The sequence below is a fragment of the Paenibacillus tianjinensis genome (assembly GCF_017086365.1).
In the GTDB taxonomy this organism is placed as follows: domain Bacteria; phylum Bacillota; class Bacilli; order Paenibacillales; family Paenibacillaceae; genus Paenibacillus_AQ; species Paenibacillus_AQ tianjinensis.
Map to the genome: position 1 here is coordinate 4,338,518 of NZ_CP070969.1, position 22,955 is coordinate 4,361,472.

29 protein-coding genes and 1 pseudogene are annotated in these 22,955 nt (G+C 49.5%); 6 read left to right on the plus strand and 24 right to left on the minus strand.

Annotated features, from left to right (window positions below; all coding sequences use genetic code 11):
- Positions 1-6: 6 nt before the first annotated feature.
- Positions 7-216 (minus strand): hypothetical protein, encoded by a 210-nt coding sequence (locus JRJ22_RS20260; protein WP_206101227.1) that lies wholly within the window; start codon positions 214-216, stop codon positions 7-9.
- A 225-nt stretch (positions 217-441) separates the two neighbouring features.
- Here JRJ22_RS20260 and JRJ22_RS20265 point away from each other — a divergent pair, with 225 nt between their 5' ends.
- Positions 442-1,011 (plus strand): thymidine kinase, encoded by a 570-nt coding sequence (locus JRJ22_RS20265; RefSeq protein ID WP_206101228.1) that lies wholly within the window; start codon positions 442-444, stop codon positions 1,009-1,011.
- Positions 1,012-1,076: 65 nt separating this feature from the next.
- Here the strand turns inward: JRJ22_RS20265 and JRJ22_RS20270 are convergent, their stop codons facing one another.
- Positions 1,077-1,334 carry a putative signal transducing protein gene (locus tag JRJ22_RS20270; RefSeq protein WP_206101229.1) on the minus strand — a complete coding sequence of 86 codons (258 nt, stop codon included), beginning with the start codon at positions 1,332-1,334 and terminating at the stop codon, positions 1,077-1,079.
- 41 nt (positions 1,335-1,375) lie between these two features.
- Positions 1,376-1,900 (minus strand): DinB family protein, encoded by a 525-nt coding sequence (locus tag JRJ22_RS20275; protein ID WP_206101230.1) that lies wholly within the window; start codon positions 1,898-1,900, stop codon positions 1,376-1,378.
- 136 nt (positions 1,901-2,036) lie between these two features.
- On the opposite strand from JRJ22_RS20275, the gene JRJ22_RS20280 reads away from it, so the two are divergent.
- The 5 genes from JRJ22_RS20280 (at position 2,037) to sda (ending at position 4,090) form a co-directional block, all read left to right on the plus strand.
- Positions 2,037-2,693, plus strand: a complete 657-nt coding sequence (locus JRJ22_RS20280) for a hypothetical protein (protein ID WP_206101231.1) — start codon at positions 2,037-2,039, stop codon at positions 2,691-2,693.
- A gap of 29 nt (positions 2,694-2,722) precedes the next feature.
- Entirely contained in the window at positions 2,723-3,214 is a 492-nt protein-coding gene (locus JRJ22_RS20285; RefSeq protein ID WP_332461408.1) for an accessory gene regulator ArgB-like protein, read from the plus strand.
- A complete protein-coding gene (locus JRJ22_RS20290) occupies positions 3,211-3,330 on the plus strand; it encodes a cyclic lactone autoinducer peptide (RefSeq protein ID WP_206101232.1) in 120 nt (39 codons plus the stop codon). Before JRJ22_RS20285 ends, JRJ22_RS20290 begins: the two co-directional genes overlap by 4 nt.
- 21 nt (positions 3,331-3,351) lie before the next feature.
- Positions 3,352-3,687, plus strand: coding sequence for a LytTR family transcriptional regulator DNA-binding domain-containing protein (locus tag JRJ22_RS20295; protein ID WP_206101233.1), 336 nt, complete (start codon positions 3,352-3,354; stop codon positions 3,685-3,687).
- A 223-nt stretch (positions 3,688-3,910) separates the two neighbouring features.
- The gene (gene sda, locus JRJ22_RS20300; RefSeq protein ID WP_206101234.1) at positions 3,911-4,090 is read left to right on the plus strand and encodes a sporulation histidine kinase inhibitor Sda; all 180 of its coding nucleotides are present in this window, start codon (positions 3,911-3,913) and stop codon (positions 4,088-4,090) included.
- Between the two features lie 128 nt (positions 4,091-4,218).
- Here the strand turns inward: sda and JRJ22_RS20305 are convergent, their stop codons facing one another.
- From JRJ22_RS20305 to JRJ22_RS20405, 21 genes and pseudogenes are all read right to left on the minus strand, one after another.
- On the minus strand, positions 4,219-4,527 hold the full coding sequence (locus tag JRJ22_RS20305; RefSeq protein ID WP_054941481.1) for a hypothetical protein: 309 nt from the start codon (positions 4,525-4,527) through the stop codon (positions 4,219-4,221).
- 120 nt (positions 4,528-4,647) lie between these two features.
- Positions 4,648-5,292 carry a helix-turn-helix domain-containing protein gene (locus JRJ22_RS20310; RefSeq protein WP_206101235.1) on the minus strand — a complete coding sequence of 215 codons (645 nt, stop codon included), beginning with the start codon at positions 5,290-5,292 and terminating at the stop codon, positions 4,648-4,650.
- Between the two features lie 77 nt (positions 5,293-5,369).
- A complete protein-coding gene (locus JRJ22_RS20315) occupies positions 5,370-5,885 on the minus strand; it encodes a hypothetical protein (RefSeq protein ID WP_206101236.1) in 516 nt (171 codons plus the stop codon).
- A gap of 162 nt (positions 5,886-6,047) precedes the next feature.
- Positions 6,048-6,871 (minus strand): annotated as a pseudogene (spo0A, locus tag JRJ22_RS20320) (sporulation transcription factor Spo0A).
- 198 nt (positions 6,872-7,069) lie between these two features.
- Positions 7,070-8,200 (minus strand): SpoIVB peptidase, encoded by a 1,131-nt coding sequence (gene spoIVB / locus JRJ22_RS20325; protein WP_232380902.1) that lies wholly within the window; start codon positions 8,198-8,200, stop codon positions 7,070-7,072.
- A 114-nt stretch (positions 8,201-8,314) separates the two neighbouring features.
- The gene (gene recN, locus JRJ22_RS20330; protein WP_206101237.1) at positions 8,315-10,042 is read right to left on the minus strand and encodes a DNA repair protein RecN; all 1,728 of its coding nucleotides are present in this window, start codon (positions 10,040-10,042) and stop codon (positions 8,315-8,317) included.
- A gap of 60 nt (positions 10,043-10,102) precedes the next feature.
- Entirely contained in the window at positions 10,103-10,552 is a 450-nt protein-coding gene (ahrC, locus tag JRJ22_RS20335) for a transcriptional regulator AhrC/ArgR (RefSeq protein WP_269751856.1), read from the minus strand.
- A gap of 29 nt (positions 10,553-10,581) precedes the next feature.
- Entirely contained in the window at positions 10,582-11,052 is a 471-nt protein-coding gene (locus tag JRJ22_RS20340) for a hypothetical protein (RefSeq protein WP_206101238.1), read from the minus strand.
- Between the two features lie 86 nt (positions 11,053-11,138).
- Positions 11,139-12,038 carry a TlyA family RNA methyltransferase gene (locus JRJ22_RS20345; protein ID WP_206101239.1) on the minus strand — a complete coding sequence of 300 codons (900 nt, stop codon included), beginning with the start codon at positions 12,036-12,038 and terminating at the stop codon, positions 11,139-11,141.
- Positions 12,039-12,085: 47 nt separating this feature from the next.
- Entirely contained in the window at positions 12,086-13,990 is a 1,905-nt protein-coding gene (gene dxs, locus JRJ22_RS20350; protein WP_206101240.1) for a 1-deoxy-D-xylulose-5-phosphate synthase, read from the minus strand.
- Between the two features lie 94 nt (positions 13,991-14,084).
- On the minus strand, positions 14,085-14,936 hold the full coding sequence (locus JRJ22_RS20355; protein ID WP_232381206.1) for a polyprenyl synthetase family protein: 852 nt from the start codon (positions 14,934-14,936) through the stop codon (positions 14,085-14,087).
- A gap of 79 nt (positions 14,937-15,015) precedes the next feature.
- Positions 15,016-15,273 (minus strand): exodeoxyribonuclease VII small subunit, encoded by a 258-nt coding sequence (xseB, locus tag JRJ22_RS20360; RefSeq protein ID WP_206101241.1) that lies wholly within the window; start codon positions 15,271-15,273, stop codon positions 15,016-15,018.
- A complete protein-coding gene (xseA, locus tag JRJ22_RS20365; protein ID WP_206101242.1) occupies positions 15,251-16,630 on the minus strand; it encodes an exodeoxyribonuclease VII large subunit in 1,380 nt (459 codons plus the stop codon). The genes xseB and xseA overlap by 23 nt, the downstream gene beginning before the upstream one ends.
- A 9-nt stretch (positions 16,631-16,639) precedes the next feature.
- Entirely contained in the window at positions 16,640-17,497 is an 858-nt protein-coding gene (folD, locus tag JRJ22_RS20370) for a bifunctional methylenetetrahydrofolate dehydrogenase/methenyltetrahydrofolate cyclohydrolase FolD (RefSeq protein ID WP_206101243.1), read from the minus strand.
- Between the two features lie 75 nt (positions 17,498-17,572).
- Positions 17,573-18,022, minus strand: a complete 450-nt coding sequence (gene nusB, locus JRJ22_RS20375; protein WP_206101244.1) for a transcription antitermination factor NusB — start codon at positions 18,020-18,022, stop codon at positions 17,573-17,575.
- Between the two features lie 417 nt (positions 18,023-18,439).
- A complete protein-coding gene (locus tag JRJ22_RS20380) occupies positions 18,440-18,673 on the minus strand; it encodes a DUF2273 domain-containing protein (protein WP_206101245.1) in 234 nt (77 codons plus the stop codon).
- 15 nt (positions 18,674-18,688) lie between these two features.
- Complete coding sequence (amaP, locus tag JRJ22_RS20385; RefSeq protein WP_054941494.1) at positions 18,689-19,228, minus strand: alkaline shock response membrane anchor protein AmaP; 540 nt, start codon at positions 19,226-19,228, stop codon at positions 18,689-18,691.
- Between the two features lie 74 nt (positions 19,229-19,302).
- Positions 19,303-19,719 carry an Asp23/Gls24 family envelope stress response protein gene (locus JRJ22_RS20390; protein ID WP_206101246.1) on the minus strand — a complete coding sequence of 139 codons (417 nt, stop codon included), beginning with the start codon at positions 19,717-19,719 and terminating at the stop codon, positions 19,303-19,305.
- A gap of 117 nt (positions 19,720-19,836) precedes the next feature.
- Complete coding sequence (accC, locus tag JRJ22_RS20395) at positions 19,837-21,180, minus strand: acetyl-CoA carboxylase biotin carboxylase subunit (protein WP_206101247.1); 1,344 nt, start codon at positions 21,178-21,180, stop codon at positions 19,837-19,839.
- A gap of 54 nt (positions 21,181-21,234) precedes the next feature.
- Entirely contained in the window at positions 21,235-21,744 is a 510-nt protein-coding gene (accB, locus tag JRJ22_RS20400) for an acetyl-CoA carboxylase biotin carboxyl carrier protein (protein WP_206101248.1), read from the minus strand.
- A gap of 326 nt (positions 21,745-22,070) precedes the next feature.
- The gene (locus tag JRJ22_RS20405) at positions 22,071-22,955 is read right to left on the minus strand and encodes a SpoIIIAH-like family protein (RefSeq protein ID WP_206101249.1); all 885 of its coding nucleotides are present in this window, start codon (positions 22,953-22,955) and stop codon (positions 22,071-22,073) included.

Consider the following 22,955-nt stretch of genomic DNA (forward strand, 5'->3'; position numbering starts at 1 on the left):
CTTGTTCTATTCGTAAAGTGCATCCCGCAAACGGGTAGACATTGCTGAGCCTTGTCCGCTCTTCAAAATAACCCTTCGCAGTGCCTTGTTGCTGCGTTGTAGTTCTGCCAGCTCGTCCATCATTTCCGACATTAGGCTTTGCGCCTCTGCAGACAGCCCCCCGTTTTCCATCACCCCAGCCAGTCTTTCTTGGAACTGCTCCAATTTATCCGTCACCTGCCATACTTCCTTCCTAATAAAAGTTCTCCAGCTGAAAACACAAGTGCGTACATTATAACACATCTACAGAAATGATCTTTACCTCAAGTGCCCCCGCAGACTGAAAGTTTAGGGGTTCAACATGTTTTCACTGGCTAGCTCGGCTGCTCATATGATACTCTAATAAAGTCGCATTTTTAGGAATACTATACTTCAGGTTATAGAGCGAAAGGACAGATGGACGTGGCACAGTTGTTTTTCAAGTATGGGGCAATGAACAGCGGTAAATCCATTGAGATTCTCAAGGTAGCCCATAATTACGAGGAGCAGGGCAAGTCGGTGCTCATTTTCACTCCATCCCTGGACGATCGGGACGAGGTCGGGTATATTTCCTCCCGCATCGGACTGCGCAAGCAGGCCATACCTGTCGACGAGAATACAGATATTTTCAGCATTGTAAGCCGTAATCTGCCGAAGCCCCACTGCGTGCTGATTGATGAATGCCAGTTCCTCAGCAAAGACTGCATCCTCCAGCTTGTGCGGATCGTGGATGAATTGAACATTCCGGTCATGGCCTTCGGCCTGAAAAATGATTTCCAGAACAATCTTTTCGAAGGCAGCAAGTATATGCTGATTTACGCCGATAAAATTGAAGAGATGAAGACCATCTGCTGGTTCTGCGAACGGAAAGCCACGATGGCGCTGCGGGTTGAGAACGGCAAGCCCGTCTACAGCGGCAAACAAATCCAAATCGGCGGCAATGAAGCTTATTACCCGGTCTGCCGCAAATGTCACAAGAATCCTCCTTTGTAAAAACGCAAAAAGCATTCCGGTACCGCTCTTTTTACGGCCGGAATGCTTTTTTTTTGACGCAAATCTTAGGATTGAATGACCTTGAGTGCCTCATATTCATCTTCTTTGCTTACGAACAGCTCATGTCTAGACGCCATATTTCCGCCATAGTGGTTACGGCTTGATATGACACGCATGCCTCCGTTAATTTTAGAACGGTGCCGGATACCTGCAGCACTAAGCCGGTTCTTGATTAGGAAATATTGCCGCTGGTCAAAAGTCGTAAACAACAGTGTTCTTTCCTGCGGTAAAAAGAAATGCAGTATGCTTTTGGCTAAGCTCATACGCTTCTCCTCCTGTAATTCACCGCTTATTGTCCCGCCGGTCACGCCTGCTTCAAATAACGCTCCTGCAATACATTCATATGATGCCGTTCATGTCCGATGATCACGCAGGCCTGGGCTCTGACTGTCATAGGTACCGAGAAGAACTGGCCAGCCTTGGTCCACGAATCAGCCGGCAGGCTTTCCAGAAGTGCAAGTGTAGACTCACGCACGATCCGGTAATGAAGCAGCATTTCCTTTAAGCTGAACCGGTCGAAATCCCCTGCCGCTACATAATCATTCTCCTCATATCCGGGCAGCGGCGCCTGCTCACCTCTGGCAAAACACAGCAGGCGGTAGGACATGATCCTGTCGTTATCCGTCAAATGGCCAATCATCTGCTTGATGCTCCACTTTCCCGGGGCGTACCTGTAGCTTCCCTGCTCTTCGGTGAGACCCTCCAGCAGCGCAAAGATTTCTTTTGACTGCTCGCGGAGAATAGTTGCCAAATCTCCCTCAGATGGTACTAAAGAGATGTACGCTGTCTGATACTCCAAATATTCGCTTTTTTCCGGACGCTGATTCATATAAACGGCCCCTTCCACTCCCAATTTTATGAAAAACTAGTCCAAGAGCATAAAATGTTATTGTTGTATTTTAGTATATTATGTATAATCTTTGCAAGATTAAGGAAAAGTTAATCTATTCATCGGGAGTGTAGGCATGCTGGATTTTGTTTTATTCATTTTGTTTTCGGTACTTGAAAGTACCGCGTTATTTTATCTGGCATTCAAGATATTCAAGATTGACCTCTATCCGAAAGAAATTGTTTTTGCAGGTCTAATTATGGCCTTCTTCTCCTATGAAGTACGAATTGAGAGTGGCATGGCAGAAATCGATGTTTTTACCCAGTACCTGCTAGTCTTTTGTTTTATATGGATGCTGTTTCGGATTCATGTTTTTTATGCCGCTATCATGACAGGTATGGTCTACCAGTTCTATATGCTTATCCAATCTTTATTATATTTATTGATGAAACCTATAGGTGTCATCGGCTTAGAGTTCCACTCAGTGACGATAGGAGTATATTTAATGCAAACCCTGTCTGCCTTGACAGCCTTCAGTATAGGACGCTTTATCGGGAAAAGAAGAAAAGGATTTGATTTTATCCCGGACAAGCCTGAAGTGAAATTAGCTATTAACTGTCATAAAAAGATTCTTTTTGCATTAAGCCTCCCTTCTATTCTTATAATCTTCTTAATGATATATCTTTCTGAGAATTTCTCGCAGTTTTTCATTATCATTCCTATTTGTTATGCTGTACTCTTATTCGGATATTTGAATTTCTCATTCAAAACGAACCGCGGTGATGACTTCTGAACAGCCTTGCTATAAAAATTTCAGTCGCCCTGAAGCGGGCCAATCCAGAGGAAACCTGCTCTGTAGAAATCATGCAATATGCCCTGAACATCATCCTAAATACCCTGCTAACCATCACAGCTTCCCTTGCCCTTGGCTGGCTGTTTAATAATTTCACTCAAACATTAATCTTTTACTTCTGTTTTTCTGTACTGCGTCTATGTTCAGGAGGCTTTCATCTTAAAACAGCAGCAGCCTGCAACGTTGTTACCACTTTAATTTGTGTAGCCCCCCCCTTATTAATAAATATCACTGGGACCTCGCTTTGGATAATAAATGCTTTATCCTTTTTCATTATGCTTTTATTTGCCCCCAACCCGGATAAAAATGCACAAATTCCGTTCAGATATTATCCAGGGTTGAAGCTGGCTTCCATAGTATTGGTAGGGTTGAACTTTTTTATTGGCTCGTCTGTCATTGGATTGGCTTATCTCGTGCAATCCTTAACAGTAATTCCATGGAAAGGGAGGTTAAAAGTATGAAATCATTCATTGCTAAGCAAACTTCTTCAATGCTTGAAGCATCCGCCCGATTCTTCGCTACTGTTATGAAGATTGGTCTGCACAGCCCGGAAGCACCTAAAGAATTGCGTAAGTAATCAAACAAGGATGGGGAAAACATGCGTGTCTTACAAAACGACGGCTCCTCCCTGGATATTAGGGAAGAAGATATATTGTATTTCTCAAGTTTTAAGAATGCAATATTCGTCCATACGAAAGAAGGCGAGTTTGTTCTCCCCACTACTCTTTCCGATCTGTTGATTGCTTACAAGGGTAAAGGATTCGAACGCCTTGACCGTAACAATGTTGTCAGTCTTGACAACGTTGACAAGTATGACGCCGAGCGGAAAATCGTTCATTTTACCCAAGCCGAACAATTTGCGACCGTCTCGGAGTCCAACGAACCGCGCATCAAAAGGTTTCTGGCTTCCCGTATAAAAAAATCCGCAGACTGATCATCTGCGCATTATAGTTCTCTATTCATCCCGGCGTCTAGCAGACTCTGGGATTTTTTATTTAATAATAGCAATAATAAATAAAATATTATTACATATTCCTCCTATTTTGTAAAGGGTGATTCGCAGGGTGAATGCCAGGAGACGGATAACCTTCCAAATGGTACCATTTAAATAGATTAGCTACAATTTAAAACATTACACTATTTGATGGAGGAATCTAATGGATTATTATTTTCATCCTTCTCCGCGACCCTCATCACTTGAATTATTATCTGACGAGCAGTTGTTGAATATCTATGAATTAGCGGTGGAGGCAAAAGCTTCGCCTGATTTTATTGAAATTATAGTAAGTGTTCTATCTGGAAGACAATCTGCAGCCTCGAAGGTTCAGGATGTGTGAGCACACTGTCCCAGCCCACTTCTACATAATTATTTTCAATAACCATAACTAAAGAAGCCATCCCTCACGACCGTGAAGAGGATGGCTTCTTTGCATGCGGACCGGAACACATCGTAATACTCGTCCGGCTACTCGATAAATTCAGTTTTAAACACATTATCCAATTTCCCGCCAAGTCTTTTTTTGAGTGGTACCTTAATATCACGGCCCAGTTCCTTGAAGAACGTATCGACATCACATTTCACATTCTGTGCCATCGCAATAACCGTTCCGTCACCTACGATGTTCTGGTTTACTTCAAGAGGCACATCGACTTCGATGTCGTATTTCTTGGTCAGGGTTTTGATGTACCGGGCGAAAATCTCCAGCAGCTCTTCATTGTTGAAATTTTCAATTGCGGCTTTTCCCTTGGTGGTAAATTTCATGTTAATTCTCATTAATAGATATCCCCTTTTCTGTCGAACCATTTTTTGTTGGTTTATGGATCAAGATGAATAGATGGCTGCAAGAAAGGGCAACATTATTCATTTTTGAAAACTGGTTGTACCGGCTCACAGCTATTTAAAAGCCCCTTTAACCTGCTGCGCCTTAAACTGGGTAAATTCCTTCAAAGCCTGAATAATCTCGTCCTGCTCCTCTTCCTTGAGCTCGTAGATATACTCCCTCAGCCACTCCCCGAACAGATAGGCTTGCCGGCCTTTGCGGGGCTGCTTCCGCAGTGAATCCAGATTTCCTTCAAACTTGTCATTGAGTACATCCGTAAGATTATATTTCTCAATTTTTTCTATTACCATTCCTGCCCCATATTCCGTTTCATATACGATCACTTCGTCTGAATCAAACGAAACATAAGACGTCTCCTTACCTTCCTTAGCCCGAAACGCCTTCAGCTTATTAAAAGCTGTCTCATATCTGTAATCCTGTGACTGCTTGTATCCCTGCTTCAACGTCTTAATATATTCAATATCAGGCATGTAATCGGCCAGGTGGTACATCCGGTTCTTGAGATCACTTCCGAGCGCTTCGATTATTTTGTCCAGGTTGTCTTTTAGAGGAATGCTTTCTCCCCGTTCAATCTTGCTGAGCTGTGAGTAGCTGATGCCGCTCTTCTCTTCCAGACCCCTTAAGGTCAAACCTCGCGCTTTCCTGAAGTGCCGGATAAAGTTTCCGAGCTCATCGGGATAATGATCGAAATCGTTCATGGGGTCACCTCTACCTCTATCATAACACAAGATAACACTTTGTGTTTCAATATAACAATTAATACCTGATTATTTACTCACCATTCTTGCCTAATGTCCTTCGATTTAGAAGGATACATTGTATATAACGCTACCGCTAAAGCCGGAAGAATAAGCGCAGAAACAGCTAAAGCAATCTGATAATTATTTCCGCCAAAAACAAATAAATTAATAATCATTAAAAAGAAAAGTATAAAATATTTAAAAAAGTTCTTAATAATTTCTAATGGAATCCCCAAAATTAGCCAAACAATCTTTAGCTTCAAGCCCTCTTGGAATCCCTGAATATAATCTGCCCATACACTTTTCAAGCCAGACCAAATGATTTTTCCCGTCAAGGCTACCCCATTTTGTATTCCGTGTAATACCGTAAGATCAGTATTAATGGATGTATATATATGGGGGAATTCTCCCGTAAAATTCATATTGAATACTTTAATCTCCAGCGAAGCCCCGCTAGGGATAAAAATTTCAGTCGCCCCGCCGTATACAAGTAACCCCAAAATGATAAATAAAATTAACGTGCTCCACACTTTATTTTGATTATCAAACATATGATTGCTCCTCATAACTATATTGCTCAATAATACGATAACTGGTCATAATAAAACACTCCTTCATTGGATTCTGATACCCAATAAAGGAGTGAAATTTATACATATACTGAGAAGAAATAGATCGGCTTAAAAACCTCACGTATCCTGCTCCTTACCCTTTCAAGACACCTTATGCTCAATGCGCAGCTTATCCGCTACCATGGCAATAAATTCCGAGTTAGTCGGCTTGGATTTGGAGATATTAATCGTATAGCCGAACAGGTGGGAGATGCTGTCGATGTTGCCACGGGTCCAGGCGACCTCAATTGCATGGCGGATGGCCCGTTCTACACGCGATGGAGTGGTCTTGAACTTCTCCGCGATGGCAGGGTAGAGCGTTTTGGTAATGGCTCCGAGAATTTCAATATTGTTATAGACCATCGTAATCGCTTCACGCAGATACTGATAGCCTTTGATATGTGCAGGTACACCGATTTCGTGGATGATCGAAGTAATATTGGCATCCAGATTCTTGCCCTTGGAGAGCGGCACAACATTGTTATTGGACGTTGCTCTTGAACCGGAATATTGGACATGTTCGGGGAGCTGCTCATGCTGCCCTGTGCACCGACCAGCTGACGCACACGGTTGGCCAGAACTTCCATATCGAACGGCTTCAAAATATAATAAGAGGCGCCAAGCTGCACAGCCCGTTGAGTGATGTTCTCCTGGCCGAATGCAGTCAGCATAATAATCTTCGGTTGAGGATTGAGATCCATATCACGCAGGCGTTCCAGAACGCCGAGTCCGTCCAAATGCGGCATGATAATATCGAGGATTAGTACATCGGGAATTTTTCTTGCCCCGCTAAGCATTTGAAGCACTTCTTCACCATTGTAGGCGATGCCTGTAACGGTCATATCTTCCTGTTCCGTAATGTATTCGGCAAGCAAGTTTGTAAATTCCCTATTATCATCGGCCAACAACACTTCAATATTCTGCACTGGCTGCTTCCTCCTTATTCATCTCTGCGATTTCTAATTAGCATTTATCTGTCCTCCCTTACACTTTCGACATGCACTCTAAATATCCTTCTGTCGAAAATTATTTTTCTTTATTTTTTTTCGGTGTTGGATTATAATTAATTATTTTATTTCATCTTTCGATGTTTATCGCTTAGCTTCGACAAAAAAATCTTAAGGCTATACCGCCTTAAGATTATAGGGTGAACCTTCAATTTGCTCTGCTACACCGGAGTCTTTGAGCATCCATTCGATGAAGCAGCCATACCCCGATTTGGGATCATTGACGAATACATGGGTTACCGCTCCAATGAGACGCCCGTCCTGCACAATGGGACTGCCGCTCATGCCTTGGACAATACCGCCGGTCTTCTCGATCAGGCGCGGGTCGGTAATACGCAGCACCAGTCCTTTGGTTGCCGGCGTCTGCTGATGCGCTACATGGATGATCTCCACATCAAACCGCTCCACCTGCTGCCCGTCAACCACGGTTAGAATCTGCGCCGGACCTTCCTTCACTTCATTGCTCATCGCAACCGGAATCGGCTGTTTGTATAGGCTGTGCTCGGGGTTCCTGGTCATTTTGCCGAAAATTCCGAAATCCGTATTGCTCTGCACATTTCCCAGCACCTGGCTCTCCTTGAGAAAAACAGCACGCTTCTCTCCGGGATCGCCATCCTGGCTCTTGGAGATCGAGGTTACAGTGGATTGTACGATATGACCGCTGCCCACTACAATCGGAGTACCGGTGTTCATGTCCGTAATGACATGGCCCAGAGCGCCATAAACTCCCTGCTCCGGAGCATAAAAGGTTAAGGTGCCGACACCCGCCGCAGAATCACGGATATACAGCCCCAGTCTCCATACCTTGTCATTACGGTCATAAGCGGGGGTAAGCTTGGCTGTATGCTCTTTACCGCCGCGTTTGTAGACGATGCTTAAAGTGTCTCCTGCCTTGCCTGCTCGCTCAACCAGCTTCGCTACCTTGGATACCTCGTCCAGCTTCACTCCGTCAATGGAGACCATCAGGTCTCCGGGAACAAGCCCGCTGTTCTCTCCGGGGGAAAGCTTGGACTGCTCAGACACTTCAATCAAATGATGGCCAACAACAAGTACACCTGCAGACTTTACTTTCACGCCAATCGTCTGACCTCCCGGGATAACCTTAAGCTCCTGGTCAGTCCCATGCACCTGCTTGTTTAGTTGATCAAGCGGTGCAGCATAGCTCTGTAGAGGTCCCGTTATGCCTGATAAGCTGAGAAAGAAGGCAAATAAAAGGCCGGGCATTAACTTCCTGAGGTTCGGCTTCAATGGCTGTCACGCTCCCTTTTGCTTCTTTCGCTTGACGAAAAAGGTGGTCGCCAATTGCGTACCTATAAGATAACCTTGCCCCCAGGCTTTTATTACTGTCAATCATTGTCCCGCTTAGCCTATAGCTGCTTTGCTGGCCTCGGCCAGACCGAGCATTTCCTGTGCGTGATGCAATGTTTTTTCGGTAATTTCCACGCCGCCCAGCATGCGGGCAAGCTCCATGACTCTGCCTTCTGCTGTGAGGGAATCCACTTCGGTCATTGTGCGCCCGTCCTCGACTTTTTTGCGGATCAGATATTGATGATCGGCCATACACGCCACTTGCGGCAGATGCGTAATGGAGAACACTTGGCAGGTGGAGGACAGCTTATACAATTTATCGGCAATGGATTGGGCTGCGCGTCCGCTGACCCCGGTATCCACCTCATCAAAAATCAGTACAGGAATAGCATCCGTCCGGGCAAAAATGCTCTTCATCGCCAGCATAATCCGTGACAGCTCACCGCCTGAGGCGATCTTGCCGAGCGGTCTAAGCGGCTCCCCCGGATTCGGAGAGATCATAAACTCGGCGCTGTCGATGCCTTGCCGGGTCAGCCGGTAACGGCGCTCCTGATACTCTACGCCCCGCGGATCCTCCAGGGTATCGAGCTTAACCTGGAGCGATGTCCGCTCCATCTGCAGATCCTTGAGCTCGCCCTCAACCTGGGTGGAGAGGTCTGCCGCACATTGACTGCGCGCCTTGCTAAGTGCCCGTGCTGCTTCCATTAAGGTACTGAGCAGTCCATCCCGCTTCACGGTCAGCTTCTCGATATATTCATCCTTATTCTCCAGCAGATCCGTTTCCCGGTGAATCTGTTCGTAATAGGCCAGAATCTGCTCGACACTGTCCCCATATTTGCGGCGCAGCCCGGTAATCAGATCCAGACGGTTCTCGATCTCCTCCAGCCGGGCCGGATTGAACTCAATATCCTCACGATAGTCCCGCAGCTGGAAAGCGGCATCCTCCAGCTGATAATAGGATGACTGCAGCTGATCCAATACCGAGCGCAGCCCTTTTTCATCGTAACGGACTGCATCCTCCAGCCGGGAGATGACATTACCGATGGACTCCAGGCCCTGCCTGTCATACAGCAGCTCGTATGCGCCGGAAACCGAATCCATCATTTTCTCGCTGTGGGATAGTTTGACCCGTTCTTCGGCAAGTAATTCATCTTCTCCCGGTTTTAATCGCGCTGAAGAAATTTCCTCCAGCTGAAAACGGTACAAATCCAGCATTTGATAGGCTTTTTGGCTGGATTCCTGAAGTTCCCGCAGTTCCTTTTCCACTTTGGCAAATGCCGAATATTTCTCTTGATAATCGGCTTTGAGCGGTCCGATCACAGCTTCGCCATACGTATCAAGCAGCCCGAGATGACGCTCTGCCTTAAGCAGATTCTGGTGCTCATGCTGGCCGTGGATATTTACCAGCTGCTCACCGATTTCACGCAGCATGCTGAGATTAACCATCTGCCCGTTGACGCGCGAGGTGCTTTTGCCAAGGGAAGTGATTTCCCGGCGGATGACCAGATGCTCTTCACGATGCCCTCCGATACCCAGACGCTCCAGCGTTTCCCACACCGGATGGCCGGCGGGCAGGCTGAACAGGGCTTCCATCTCTGCCTTTTCGCAGCCGTAGCGGATGGAATCCGCGGAACCGCGGCCGCCGGCAATGAGGCCCAGCGCATCGATAATGATCGATTTCCCGGCGCCGGTCTCCCCTGTAAGTACATGAAAACCAGGATAAAAATGTACATCTACCGCTTCAACAACGGCTAGATTGCGGATCGACAAGGTCTCTAACACGAATACTGCACCTCCGGAAAGATGTTTCCCATGAATGGATTAAAACTTATTTTATTGTAATCAGGAGATATATCCCATTATTTGCGTAATTACGTTCTTGCTGTCTTCCGGCTGCCGGCAAATAATCAGGATGGTGTCATCGCCGGAAATAGTGCCCATAATCTGCGGCCAGTCAATATTGTCAATCAGAGCCGCCACCGAGTTTGCCGTTCCCGGAAGACATTTCATTACCACAAGGTTGCCGGAGTAATCAATTTGGACAAAATTATCCACCAGCACTCGCTTAAGCTTCTGTGTCGGATTATATCGCTGGTCGGTCGGAAGTGAATATTTATATCTCCCGTCATCCATCGGCACCTTGATCAGCAGCAGCTCCTTGATGTCCCTGGATACGGTCGCCTGGGTAACCTGGAAGCCCGCGTCACGCAGCGCATCCACCAGCTCATCCTGTGTTTCAATGTCTTTCTGTGTGATGATCTCACGGATCTTGATATGCCTGTGTCCCTTCATTATTGCCTCCTGTATTTAAAAGATGAACATTAATTGGATTCTCCATCATCCCTACCGAGCGAAATCAGATGTATGGCAGATGATACGGTATTGACGTACAGCACGCCGCTGCAGTCAGGGTAAATCAGCAAATACGGCAGAAGTGCATCCCGAAGCGCGCTGCCGGTGAATTCCAGCTCTTTACGGGGACGGGATAAAATCACGAGGTAAAAGGAATCCTCTTCTTTGCTGGCCACATAGTCGATAAACAGCCTGCTGTACATGGAAGATCCGTCAACATTAAAAGCAAGCGGAATTTTCAGTTTGCCGCCAATCACCTCGTACCCTGCCGCCTCGAGCCACTCAATGGAAGGATGCGGCGTAATCACACTGTTGATCGGCACCCGGTCCTTCAGGAAGGACCGCGGTGAACTCTGCAGCCATATATAGATCCGGTAAACCAGAAATATCGCAACCGCCAGTCCAATGAGCACCATAACGGTTTTATCAGAGCTTGCCAACACAATCACCTCGGTGATTTATTCGCTTGAGCAGCGCTGAAATCCTGCTTTTTGGATACTGCCTTCTCCATTCAAGCAAAAGAAACTCATCGTTTTTTCGATGAGTTTCCGTTGGTGTTCGCAGTAAAGGTTGCAGAGGCTTCTTTGATAACGTCATCAGCCAACGCTGCGAAATTGTCAACAGGGCTGAGCTGAGCTGCCGCCGCTTCCGGCTGCGCTTCACCTGCGGCAGCCTCTGCCTCAGGAAGCAGCTTCCAATGCGCCAGGAACTCGATGTTGCCTTCTCCGCCGGTAATCGGCGAGAATGTCAGCCCCTCCAGCCGGTAACCAAGCCCTGCAGCCATAGTCAGCACATTCACCAGCACTTCCTTATGAACCGCCGGATCACGCACTACGCCGGATTTGCCAACCTTTTCACGCCCAGCCTCGAATTGCGGTTTAATCAGTGCCGCAATATCCGCCGGACGGTTCAGCAGGGCTTTGAGCGGAGGAAGGATAATTTTGAGCGAGATGAAGGATACATCAATGCTCGCAAAGTCCGGAACCGGCCCCTTCAGGTCTGGTGGCGTCATATAACGGAAATTCGTCCGTTCCATCACGCTGACCCGCTCATCATTGCGCAGGCTCCAGTCCAGCTGGTTATAACCGACATCAATGGCATAGACATAGCTTGCCCCGTTCTGCAGCGCACAATCAGTAAACCCGCCGGTGGATGCTCCAATATCAAGCATAGTCCGACCGTTCAGGCCGATCTCAAACTTTCGGAGCGCCTTCTCCAGCTTAAGGCCGCCGCGGCTGACATAAGGATGCACGGCGCCTTTCACTTTCAGGGTGGAGCTGCGTGGTACCTTCATCCCGGGTTTCTCGATCCGTTCTTCATCCGCCAGAACAAGACCGGCCATAATCGCAGCCTTGGCCTTTTCCCGGCTCTCATAAAAGCCTTGCTCTACTAACAATACATCTATCCGTTCTTTAGGGTGTTCCATGTTCATCTCCCGATCATTCTTGGGCTAACGAGATTCTCTTCTGGCTTTTAAGAAGTAGAAGTCGTCTTGTAGGTATATTTACTGAGCGCCTTCATCGCTTTGATACGTGCACACAGCGCTTCAACGGTAAGTCCGGTCTGCTGGCGCTGCTCCTTGACGGAACCGTGCTCGATAAAAATATCCGGAACGCCCATCAAATGGACACGGGCATCATATATTTCTTGTTCCGAAAAGAATTCCAGCACTGCGCTGCCAAGGCTTCCTGCCTGACTTGCTTCCTCCATCACTACCATGGAGGTTCCGGCATGGGCCAGTTCCAGCAGCATGGTATTGTCGAGCGGTTTCAGGAAACGTGCATTCACTACACCCACCTGAATGCCTTCTCGCTTAAGCACCTCTGCTGCTTCTTCCGCCACCTGAACCATCGGGCCGCAGGCCAGCACCGCATAATCGTCACCAGGCCGCAGCCGCTCCCATGAACCGATCGGCAGAACGCGCAGTTCGGGATCCAGTGCCACACCGGTTCCGTCAATACGGGGATACCGGTAGGCAATCGGCCCGTCGTTATATTCCAGCGCCGTCTTCATCATATGGCGAAGCTCGTTCTCATCCTTCGGCATCATCATGACCATATTCGGAATATGACGCATAAAGGCAATATCGTATACCCCTTGATGGGTCTCGCCGTCAGCACCGACAAAGCCTGCCCGGTCAATCGCGAACATGACATTGGCGTTATGGCGGCAAATGTCATGGACGATCTGATCGTAGGCCCGCTGCATAAAGGTGGAGTAGACGGCGTACACCGGCTTCATCCCCTCCATGGCGAGTGCTGCGCAGAGCGTCGCGGCATGCTGCTCGGCAATACCGACATCGATCATCCGGTCAGGGAATTCCTTGGCAAACGGAAACAGTCCTGATCCGCCCGGCATTGCCGGAGTCACAGCAATCAGCCGCTGGTCCTCATGGCCCAGTTCAATCAGCGTCTGGCCGAACACTTCCGTGTACATCGGATTGCCGACAGCCTTAAGGGACTGGCCGGACTCGATTTTGTAAGGAGAAATCGCATGTGATTTGTAGAAATCGGTTTCAGCCGGTTTGTACCCTTTGCCCTTGGTAGTGAGCACATGCACCAGAACAGGTCCTGATACATTGTCCGCCTGATGGAAGGTTTCGATCATTTTCTCAATATCATGGCCGTCCACCGGACCCAGGTAAGTGAAGCCCAGTTCTTCAAAGAGTACACCCGGAACCATCATATATTTAAGGCTGTCTTTCAGCTTCTCAGCAGTCTTGGCCAGCTTCCCGCCAATTGCCGGAATTCTTCTCAGCAGTCCTTCAACCTCATCTTTCGCACGCAGATAATGACGGTCCGAACGGATTTTGCTCAAATAATTGTGCATTGCCCCTACATTAGGAGCGATGGACATTTCATTATCATTCAGAATAACCATCAGCTTGCGGCGTTCATGGCCAATATGATTCAATGCTTCAAAGGCCATCCCGCCGGTCAGGGCACCATCGCCGATTACAGCGATAACTTTGTTATCCTCGCCCTTAAGGTCACGTGCCATCGCCATACCCATGGCTGCAGACAAGGAGGTGCTGCTGTGTCCGGCTTCCCAGACATCATGCTCGCTCTCCGAACGTTTCACAAAACCGCAAAGTCCGTCTTTCTTGCGAAGCGTGTCAAAGCGGTCCTGGCGGCCGGTCAGGATTTTGTGGACATAAGCCTGGTGTCCTACGTCATATATCATTTTGTCCCGGGGACTGTCATAGCAGTAATGCAGGGCCAGTGTTAGCTCCACTACCCCCAGGTTGGATCCGAGGTGCCCGCCGGTTACAGTAAGCTTCTCAATCAGAAACCTACGGATCTCCTCTGCCAGAGTGTCCAGCTCAGGCACCGACAATGTTTTCAGTTGCTCCGGATCATTTATATTTGGAAGCAGCACGAGTCTTCCCCGCTTTCCTAGATGTTGTAAAATATAAACCCCATTATAACACAAACGAAACGGCTGTCGAAATACAGCCGCTTCCGAATTTTCCCTAATGATCTCTGGACATTAGATATGAGGCAATTTCCAGCAGGCGCGAATTGTCCGGAAAACCGCCTTCAAGCACCGCGCTGCGGGCTGCTTCCGTCAACCGCTTCACCTCAGCCTGCGAGGCTTCCAGCCCGATAAAATACGGGTAGGTCACCTTCTGCTGCTTGATGTCGCTGCCTGTCTTCTTGCCAAGCTTGCCTTCATCTCCAACCAGATCAAGAATATCGTCCTGCACCTGGAAGGCCAGGCCAATCTGTGTGCCGAATTCGCGCAGCGCTTCCAGCTGTCCGGCATCTGCTCCGGCAATCCTGCCGCCGGCAAGCAGTGAGAATACGATCAGATCCCCAGTCTTGTGACGGTGGATATATTGCAGCTGCTCTAAATCGGTAAGCCCCTGCTCACCCTCCATATCGGCCACCTGCCCGCCTACCATGCCGCGCGGACCGGCCATTTCCGCCAGATCCTCTACGATGGAGAGCGCCTGCTCTGCAGGGATTCCGTGCCGGCGGGAAGCCTGCACCACACTATAAAAGGCATGTGTCAGCAGTGCATCTCCGGCCAGGATGGCGGTAGCTTCGCCGAATACCTTATGATTGGTAAGCTTGCCCCGCCGGTAATCATCATTATCCATAGCCGGCAGATCATCATGAATCAGCGAGTAGGTATGTACCATCTCAATCGCTGCTGCCACCGGCAAGGCGGCCTCCCGGCTGCCTCCGAGTGCTTCACAGGCAGCGATAACCAGCAGCGGGCGAAGTCGCTTGCCTCCGGCCTGCAGGGAATAATCCATCGCTTCTTTTAAGTGGACAGGCACATTCCAGTCCGCCGGAAGCGTTGTCTCCAGTTCCTGCATGACAGCCACGCAGACCCCGGTGATATAATCCGGAAGCGTCTGGCGTACGCCTTCTTCAGCATTCATCTCCAGATTATGCTCAGACTGGCTCATCGCTGTCCCCTTCCAGCCGCGCGCCGAAAGGCTTCTTGCGCAGTTCCCCATCCATCTCTGTGATCATTTCAATCTTACGTTCTACCTGCTCCAGCTTATTGCCGCAGAGCTGCGACAGCTTCATTCCCTGCTGAAACAAGTCGATGGCCTTCTCCAGGGGAACGTCGCCGTGCTCAAGCTCACGTACGATTTCCTCCAGCCGCCCCATTGCACCTTCAAAATCAAGCTCCGCTTCCTTCGTCATCGTCTTTGCCATCCTCCTTCATTCCCCAGACCTGGCAGCTTAGCTGTCCGTCATTCAGCTTTATGTTGACCACATCGCCGAGCTCTACTTCCTTCAGCGATTTGATTAAATGCTCTTCCTTCTCGTCGTACACGAGGCTGTAGCCCCGCGACATCACCTTCAGCGGGCTGAGCGCATCCAGATGGCGCAGCTCGGCCACATAGCGCGAGCGCTTGTCCTGCAGGCGCGCCTGCATCGCACCCGCCAGTTGGCGGGTGATGCCCTCCGTGCGCTGCCGGGCCGCATTGACACTTGCCTGCGGGTGGAACCGCTGCAGGCTGTGTCTCAGCACCGCCTGGCGCTCCTGCGCCCGGCGGTGCCGGCTCTCGGCTGCGCGGCTCAGCGCCATGCGCAGCATGTCCAGCCGCTGCGCGTGCTGGGCCAGCTGGCGGCGCGGGCCGACCAGCGCCAGCGAGCGCTGCAGCGAGGCCAGGCGCTCGCCGCCGCGCTGGGAGCGGCGCAGCAGACCCTGGCGCAGCCGCTGCTCAGCTGTGCGCAGCTGCGCAGCAAGCTCGGCGGCATGCGGCACAGCCAGCTCCGCCGCCGCCGTAGGGGTTGCCGCCCGGAGATCGGCGGCGAAATCGGCGATCGTGAAGTCGGTCTCATGACCGACGGCCGAGATCACCGGAATCACTGAGCCGGCAATCGCCCGCGCGACGGCTTCTTCATTGAAGGCCCACAGCTCCTCCAGCGAACCGCCGCCGCGGCCGACAATCAGCACGTCGGCCTCGCCCATGGCGTTAAGATTCTGAATCGCCTTCACAATAGAGGGGCCGGCCCCTTTGCCTTGCACCAGCACGGGATAGAGCACAACCGCCACCTGCGGAAAGCGCCTCTGCAGGGTAATAATAATATCCCTTACAGCCGCACCTGTCGGCGACGTTACGACTCCAACAACGCGCGGGAAGCGCGGCAGGGGGCGCTTGCGCTCAGAAGCGAACAGCCCTTCCTGCTCCAGCTTACGCTTGAGCTGCTCGTAGGCCATATACAGGCTGCCGATTCCGTCAGGCTGCATATGGGTTGCATAGAACTGATACTGCCCGTCCCGTTCATATACTGTCACATTGCCTCTGGCGATAACCTTGGTCCCTTCCTTGGGAACAAAGGGCAGCCGCTGGTTATGCGAGGCGAACATAATCGCTTTGATCCGGCTGCTCTCATCCTTCAGCGTAAAATACATATGGCCGCTGCCATGATGGGTGAAATTGGAGATTTCACCGCGGATCCATACATCCGAGAGCAAAACATCCGAATCCAGCTTCATGCGGATATATTTGTTAAGATCCTTGATGGATAAGACTTGCCGTTCTGCCGCCATAAGCAGTGCCTATTCCAGGCCGCGGCGGCGTTTGGCCGCAATCAGCGTATTGCTCATCAGCATGGTTATGGTCATCGGGCCTACGCCGCCGGGTACAGGTGTGATGTATCCAGCAACCTCCCGCGCGCTTTCATAGTCCACGTCACCGGCAAGCTTGCCATTATCCAGCCGGTTCATGCCGACGTCAATGACTACAGCCCCCGGCTTCACATAAGAGCCGTCGATGAAATTGGCCCGGCCGATAGCTACTACCAAAATATCTGCCTGGCGGCAGATTTCCGCCATATTAGCCGTGCGGGAGTGACACATCGTTACAGTGGCATTCTCGCGCTGCAGCAGCAGGGAGACCGGCTTGCCGACGATGTTGCTGCGGCCGATTACGACGGCATGCTTGCCGGAAATTCCGGTTCCTGTCCGCTTGATCAGTTCGATACAACCGGCAGGTGTACAAGGCAGCAGGCTGTCATCCCCGATCACCAGATTGCCCACATTGATCGGATGGAAGCCGTCCACGTCCTTCTCTACAGCAATGGCGTCAATAACCGCCTTCTCCTCGATATGCTTAGGAAGCGGCAGCTGGACAAGAATACCGTCGATATCATTACGGCTGTTCAGCTCTGCCACGAGGGCAAGCAGCTCTTCCTGGGTTGTCGCTGCATCGAGTCTGTGCACTTCCGAGTGGAAGCCAAGCTCGGTGCTGGATTTCTCCTTATTGCGGACATAGACCTGAGAAGCCGGATCTTCACCGACAAGCACGACAGCAAGACCGGGCTTCACGCCGCGTTCGGCCAGTTGTTTAACCTGCTGGGCAATGTCAATACGAATTTCGTCTGATACCTGTTTACCGCTGATGATTGCTGCTGTCATGTAAGTCTCTCCCCTTTTATCTACTGTAGATGGATGCTGGAACGTTAATGAATAGTTAATGTCTTATCGTGCGGTTTACAGATCGCCTTTCAGCGTGTCAACCTCTTGAATCATTTTCCCCAGTACACCGTTCACGAATTTGCCGGAGTCTTCCGTGCCGAAATGCTTGGCTAGATCAATCGCTTCATTCACGGCAACCTTAGCCGGCACATCATCTGCAAAGACCATTTCAAAAGTTGCCAGACGCAGAATTTGGCGATCAACGCGTGACAGGCGGCTCATCTGCCAGCCCTTCAAATAATGCTCCAGCATGTCGTCAATGGCGACCTTATGCTCCCACACGCCATTCACATGCTGCACAACATAAGTCTTCAACTCAATCTCATCCGTAATTACATGTTCCGTCTCATTCTCATCTGCAGCCTCGGCAATCAGCATCTCTACTGCTTCCGCGCTGTCTACATCGTTCATTTCCATCTGGTACAGGCTCTGGACAATAATCTCTCTTGCTAAACGTCTCTTCATGTGTTCCTCCTACAATCTTATCTCGCATACTTTTATATTGGTATTCCATTGTTTTTTGCTGTTTATAAAATAAATAATTGTATTTCATGCAGCTATTTTGAGCTAATATCAGCAAATTCTATCCCTAATTGTATTTCGTACAATTAAAAATCAGAAAAAGGGTTATTTCTGAGTTCGTTCCTGGATTTAATTGTACGAAATACAGTTAAACCAACTGTGAGATGTCTTAACAGCTTTTAGTTGCACGATCTACAATTACACTACTCTCTTCGTAACTTTTCTTCACAACAAGACATGGTTTTCTAGCTCAGAAAACAGATAGATTCTTATCATCAAAAAAACCGCACAGCCTTTCTTCCTGCAAGCCAGGCAACTCAAGTGACGGGTTCCATGCTCCGGGAGAAAGACTATCGCGGTTCACTTAAAGGGACGCCAGCGTCCGGACAGCCGCTGAGCCAGCTCCTGCCACTGAAACAGCGGGGGCTGTGCGGTATCCTTTCTTTTGCCGAGCGTATATCCGATGAACACTACCAGTGCAAAGAACAACATATCCCAAAAACCGCTAATCAAATAAATCAAACCAAGAACAATACCGAAGGTTACTCCGGTAATTCTACCCCCGTGACTTTCCCATACTTCTCTCCAGGGCATAAGGGAAACTCACCTCTATTCCACTCGACTTTTGAAGCTTGGAGACTGTGTGAGGTTGGCAATATAGACCGACACGTCTGCAACCGGAATTCCGGTTGTTTCCTGCACGAAATCGTGCACCTGACGCTGGACCTCCGTCGTAAGCAGCGGCAGCGAATGCTCGCCGTCCACCACTGCGCGGATCATAATCTCAAGCCCGGCCTGTGAAACGCGGATGCGCGACTTCAGGTCCCGGATGCCTTTAACTTTGCCGGCTGCTTTCAGGCTCAGGTTCTCAATCGTTTCCATGGAAATCTGTATGTCCCCGTATTCCGTACGCTGGTCTACTGAAGGCTGTGAAGCCCGGTCGCGGCGCAGAGAAATATAGAAGAACCGGATGCTGAGCAGGAACAGAATAACTGCCACCGCAATTGCAGCAATATAGGCGGCCGGACCATCCTGAATTTCCAGGGTATCGGGAATTGCGCCGCTTAGAAGGAGGATGGCAATTACAGATAATATTCCGATGCTTAAGCTGTACAGAAACAGCAGAAGCCTGTCCAAAATTTTTGCCACGAGTCTCATAACCTCCTTAAATTAGAGTAAACCCTCGACGGTGCTGTCGGGGGTTTATGGATAAACGATGGCCCTTATTTCACGCGGAGAACCGCTTCTGTATCTTCGTTCTTATCTACATTGCCAGTCGTTTTGAACTGCACATCATGAATATGCACATTCACTTCGACTACGGTCAAACCGGTCATTGTCTCGATGGAACGTTTAACGTTGCGCTGAATTTCACCGGCTACTTCCGGAAGACGGTTGCCATATTCAATAATGACGGACACATCTACTGCAGCCTCACGCTGTCCAACCTCTACTTTGACTCCTTTGGACAGGTTTTTGCGTCCGAGAAGCTCGACAATTCCTCCGGCAAATCCGCCGCTCATGCCAGCCACGCCTTTAACTTCTACGGTTGCCAAACCAGCGATAACCTCGATCACTTCTGGAGCGATCTGGATTTCGCCGATTTCCGTACGTTCATATTCCGTCGGCAATGTACTCATTTTGGACTTCAACCCTTTCAATAAAAAAGTTGTTCAACATTTCTAGCGGAGAGCACGTCTCTTATTAAACATACTATATCATTTGCCGAACTTTATGACAAACAATGTGAAGCGATCCTAAATTTCATACTCTTCAAGGAATTTGATATCGAAATCCCCGTCCAAAAACACAGGATGCTCCAGCAGCTTCTGATGGAATGGGATCGTGGTATGTATGCCTTCTACAGCAAATTCAGCGAGTGCCCGTTTCATCTTCGCAACTGCCTCCTGGCGCGTTGGCGCCCAGACGATCAGCTTGGCAATCATGGAGTCATAAAATGGCGAGATTGTATAGCCTGGATAAGCCGCACTATCAACCCGTACTCCCAGTCCGCCTGGCGGCAGGTAAAACCCGATTTTGCCCGGCGAAGGCATGAAGTTACGTTCCGGATCCTCCGCATTGATACGGCATTCGATCGACCAGCCGTTGATCACGATGTCTTCCTGGGTGAAAGAAAGCGGATTGCCTTCCGCCACCGAAATCATCTCCTTGATCAAATCAACGCCGGTCACCATCTCAGTTACCGGGTGTTCCACCTGAATTCTCGTGTTCATCTCCATGAAGTAGAACTGCCCGTCCGGTCCCAGCAGGAACTCAAGGGTACCTGCTCCGGAGTAATTCACGGCGAGTGCTGCACGTACTGCTGCCTGGCCCATCGCTTCGCGGATATCCGGTGTCAGCACGGAGCAAGGCGCTTCCTCCACCAGCTTTTGTCGGCGGCGCTGCACGGAGCAGTCCCGTTCGCCCAGGTGAACCACATTTCCGTGATTGTCGGCAATGATCTGAATCTCCACATGCTTCATGCCGGTAAGGAATTTCTCCAGGTACACTCCGGCATTGCCGAAGGCCTTCTGAGCTTCCTGCTGGGCAGCTGTAATCTGCTTCACCAGGGATTCCTCATCCTCGGCAATGCGGATGCCTTTGCCTCCGCCGCCTGCGGTAGCCTTAACAATGATCGGATACCCGATATCGCGGCCCAGCATAACTGCCTCCTCGATATCCCCTACAAGCCCGTCAGAGCCGGGAATGATAGGAACACCGGCTAGCCTCATCGTTTCCTTGGCCACAGCCTTGTCACCCATGCGGGTAATGGCATCCGGTGAAGGCCCGATAAAGGTGATATTGCAGGATTCGCAGATTTCTGCGAAATCGGCGTTCTCCGCCAGAAATCCGTAGCCCGGATGGATGGCATCGCACTCGGTTAGAGTAGCCACGCTCATAATATTGGTAAAGTTCAGATAACTATCTTTAGACGGCATCGGGCCGATGCAGTAAGCTTCATCCGCCAGCCGGACATGAAGTGAATCCCGGTCAGGCTCTGAATAGACCGCGACGGTGGAAATGCCCAGTTCACGACAAGCTCTAATGATGCGGACCGCGATTTCACCGCGGTTGGCAATCAGCACTTTTTGAATGTTCATGCGTTTCCTCCCAAAGTTTAACGAGGCCTGCTAGCTCCTCTAGTTCTGCGGCGTTTACTCCGGTTTTACCAGAAACAGCGGCTGGCCATATTCTACAAGCTGGCCGTTCTCGGCAAGCACGGACACGATTTCGCCCTTAATTTCCGCTTCCAGCTCGTTCATCAGCTTCATCGCTTCAATGATACAGACCGTTGTTTTCTCATTCACCCGGTCTCCTACACTTACAAAGGATGGGTTGTCCGGAGAAGCTGCACTATAGAAGGTTCCTACCATCGGAGAAACAATTTTATGTAATGCTCCTTCGGCAGAAGAGACCTGCGGCTGCACAGCAGCTGGAATCTCACTTGAAACCGTAGGTGCTACATGCTGCGGGCTCTGAGGCTGGGGTGCCGGCGTAAAGGGATAGACATAAGGAGCCGCCTGAATTGCGTTTCCATCAGCTTCAGGGCGATCCGGTTTACGTATAGCCAGCTTCATGCCTTCGCTTTCAATCTCCAGCTCATGTACAGAGGAGGTCTGGTCCAGCAATTTAATCAATTCCTTAATCTCACTTAACTTGAACATTTAATAGTTCACTCCTTCAGCTTTCTCTCGAAGCCACTTTTCTGGTGCAGACAAGAAGAAACGACCATGCCATCCTTATAGGGAAGGTATCCGTTTCTGCGGGAAAGAGAAGGATCATTTATTGCGTAAAGCAAATAAATTCTTATCTTTCAAGCAAAAAACGGCTGCGCCGTTTCGCTATTCCTTGCATAGCTTCAGTTGTTTGCGCAATCCTGGGGTCGCTTTCATCAAGATAACTTTATGTATTATATCACAAACGCTAGAAATGGAAAGAGCCCGGGACAACCCGAGCTCTTTCGGCATTTTTTGCTGTATTCTTCAGTAAATTATTGCTCTGATACATATTGGACTCTGATCTTATCTTGGGTGACGCTCAGTTCCTTCATAACAAGATCAACAATCCCAACCGCCTCTTTCACATCAAGCTTATCGCTTTGCACAACCACTGTGTAGCTTTCGCCCTTTTCTTCCTTGACGATGGCTTCACCGAATTTTTGCTGTAACTTGGTTTCAATATCGTTGATTTTCGATTCTTTTTCTTCGAGCTTGCTGAGCTGCTCCTGGGCAGCCGCGTTCTCGGCAGGCGTCTTCTCCATGTCATTGATCTGGGCAATCAGATCATTGTAGTTCTTAAGATTCTTCTGCTCGCGTTCAAAAAGATAATTGTTGAACAAACTGCTTGCGGAGGAGCTTTGGGCGGCAACCTCTTTAAGAATCTCATCATCACCCTTAGCCGGTGTCTTGCCGGTTGAAGCACTCGCGGTGTCTTTATCTGCTGCAGCATCCGATTCTGCTGCCGCCGTCTTGTCTGAGTCCCCGCTTGTTGCAGCAGCAGGTTTATCTTTAGTAGTCTCAGCGGCTTTGGTGTCCTCTGAAGCTGTAGCCGCTTTGCTGTCGTCTGTAATGGCAGCGGGGTCTGTAACAGCTGCAGGGTCTGTAACAGCTGCTGTGCTGCTGTCATTGCCTGCTGCTGCATCCTTTGAATCAGCATCAGCTTCAAGCGCACCCTGTGTGTCCACTTCATTGACAACCAGGCCGTTATCGAGCACCGTGGAGTCTGTTCCGTTATCCGCGCTGTCTACCTGGATTGTTCCCGCCGTTTCCTTGGGGATAGAAGCACCTGTGTCTTCTGTAAATAAATAGTATGCCGAGAGCACCACCATCAAACTAAGCATGGAAACCAACCAAATTGTTTGTCTTTTGCCCTTCAT

Excerpts from the sequence above, each read along its gene's own strand:
- JRJ22_RS20270 (WP_206101229.1), bottom strand. The coding sequence starts at position 1,334 with ATGAGCTTAGCCAAAAGCATACTGCATTTCTTTTTACCGCAGGAAAGA.
- JRJ22_RS20275 (WP_206101230.1), bottom strand. The coding sequence starts at position 1,900 with ATGAATCAGCGTCCGGAAAAAAGCGAATATTTGGAGTATCAGACAGCG.
- JRJ22_RS20280 (WP_206101231.1), top strand. The coding sequence starts at position 2,037 with ATGCTGGATTTTGTTTTATTCATTTTGTTTTCGGTACTTGAAAGTACC.
- JRJ22_RS20290 (WP_206101232.1), top strand. The coding sequence starts at position 3,211 with ATGAAATCATTCATTGCTAAGCAAACTTCTTCAATGCTTGAAGCATCC.
- JRJ22_RS20295 (WP_206101233.1), top strand. The coding sequence starts at position 3,352 with ATGCGTGTCTTACAAAACGACGGCTCCTCCCTGGATATTAGGGAAGAA.
- sda (WP_206101234.1), top strand. The coding sequence starts at position 3,911 with ATGGATTATTATTTTCATCCTTCTCCGCGACCCTCATCACTTGAATTA.
- JRJ22_RS20305 (WP_054941481.1), bottom strand. The coding sequence starts at position 4,527 with ATGAGAATTAACATGAAATTTACCACCAAGGGAAAAGCCGCAATTGAA.
- JRJ22_RS20310 (WP_206101235.1), bottom strand. The coding sequence starts at position 5,292 with ATGAACGATTTCGATCATTATCCCGATGAGCTCGGAAACTTTATCCGG.
- JRJ22_RS20315 (WP_206101236.1), bottom strand. The coding sequence starts at position 5,885 with ATGTTTGATAATCAAAATAAAGTGTGGAGCACGTTAATTTTATTTATC.
- ahrC (WP_269751856.1), bottom strand. The coding sequence starts at position 10,552 with ATGAAGGGACACAGGCATATCAAGATCCGTGAGATCATCACACAGAAA.
- JRJ22_RS20345 (WP_206101239.1), bottom strand. The coding sequence starts at position 12,038 with ATGGAACACCCTAAAGAACGGATAGATGTATTGTTAGTAGAGCAAGGC.
- JRJ22_RS20355 (WP_232381206.1), bottom strand. The coding sequence starts at position 14,936 with ATGCAGGAACTGGAGACAACGCTTCCGGCGGACTGGAATGTGCCTGTC.
- xseB (WP_206101241.1), bottom strand. The coding sequence starts at position 15,273 with ATGACGAAGGAAGCGGAGCTTGATTTTGAAGGTGCAATGGGGCGGCTG.
- xseA (WP_206101242.1), bottom strand. The coding sequence starts at position 16,630 with ATGGCGGCAGAACGGCAAGTCTTATCCATCAAGGATCTTAACAAATAT.
- folD (WP_206101243.1), bottom strand. The coding sequence starts at position 17,497 with ATGACAGCAGCAATCATCAGCGGTAAACAGGTATCAGACGAAATTCGT.
- nusB (WP_206101244.1), bottom strand. The coding sequence starts at position 18,022 with ATGAAGAGACGTTTAGCAAGAGAGATTATTGTCCAGAGCCTGTACCAG.
- JRJ22_RS20380 (WP_206101245.1), bottom strand. The coding sequence starts at position 18,673 with ATGCCCTGGAGAGAAGTATGGGAAAGTCACGGGGGTAGAATTACCGGA.
- JRJ22_RS20390 (WP_206101246.1), bottom strand. The coding sequence starts at position 19,719 with ATGAGTACATTGCCGACGGAATATGAACGTACGGAAATCGGCGAAATC.
- accC (WP_206101247.1), bottom strand. The coding sequence starts at position 21,180 with ATGAACATTCAAAAAGTGCTGATTGCCAACCGCGGTGAAATCGCGGTC.
- accB (WP_206101248.1), bottom strand. The coding sequence starts at position 21,744 with ATGTTCAAGTTAAGTGAGATTAAGGAATTGATTAAATTGCTGGACCAG.
- JRJ22_RS20405 (WP_206101249.1), bottom strand. The coding sequence starts at position 22,955 with ATGAAGGGCAAAAGACAAACAATTTGGTTGGTTTCCATGCTTAGTTTG.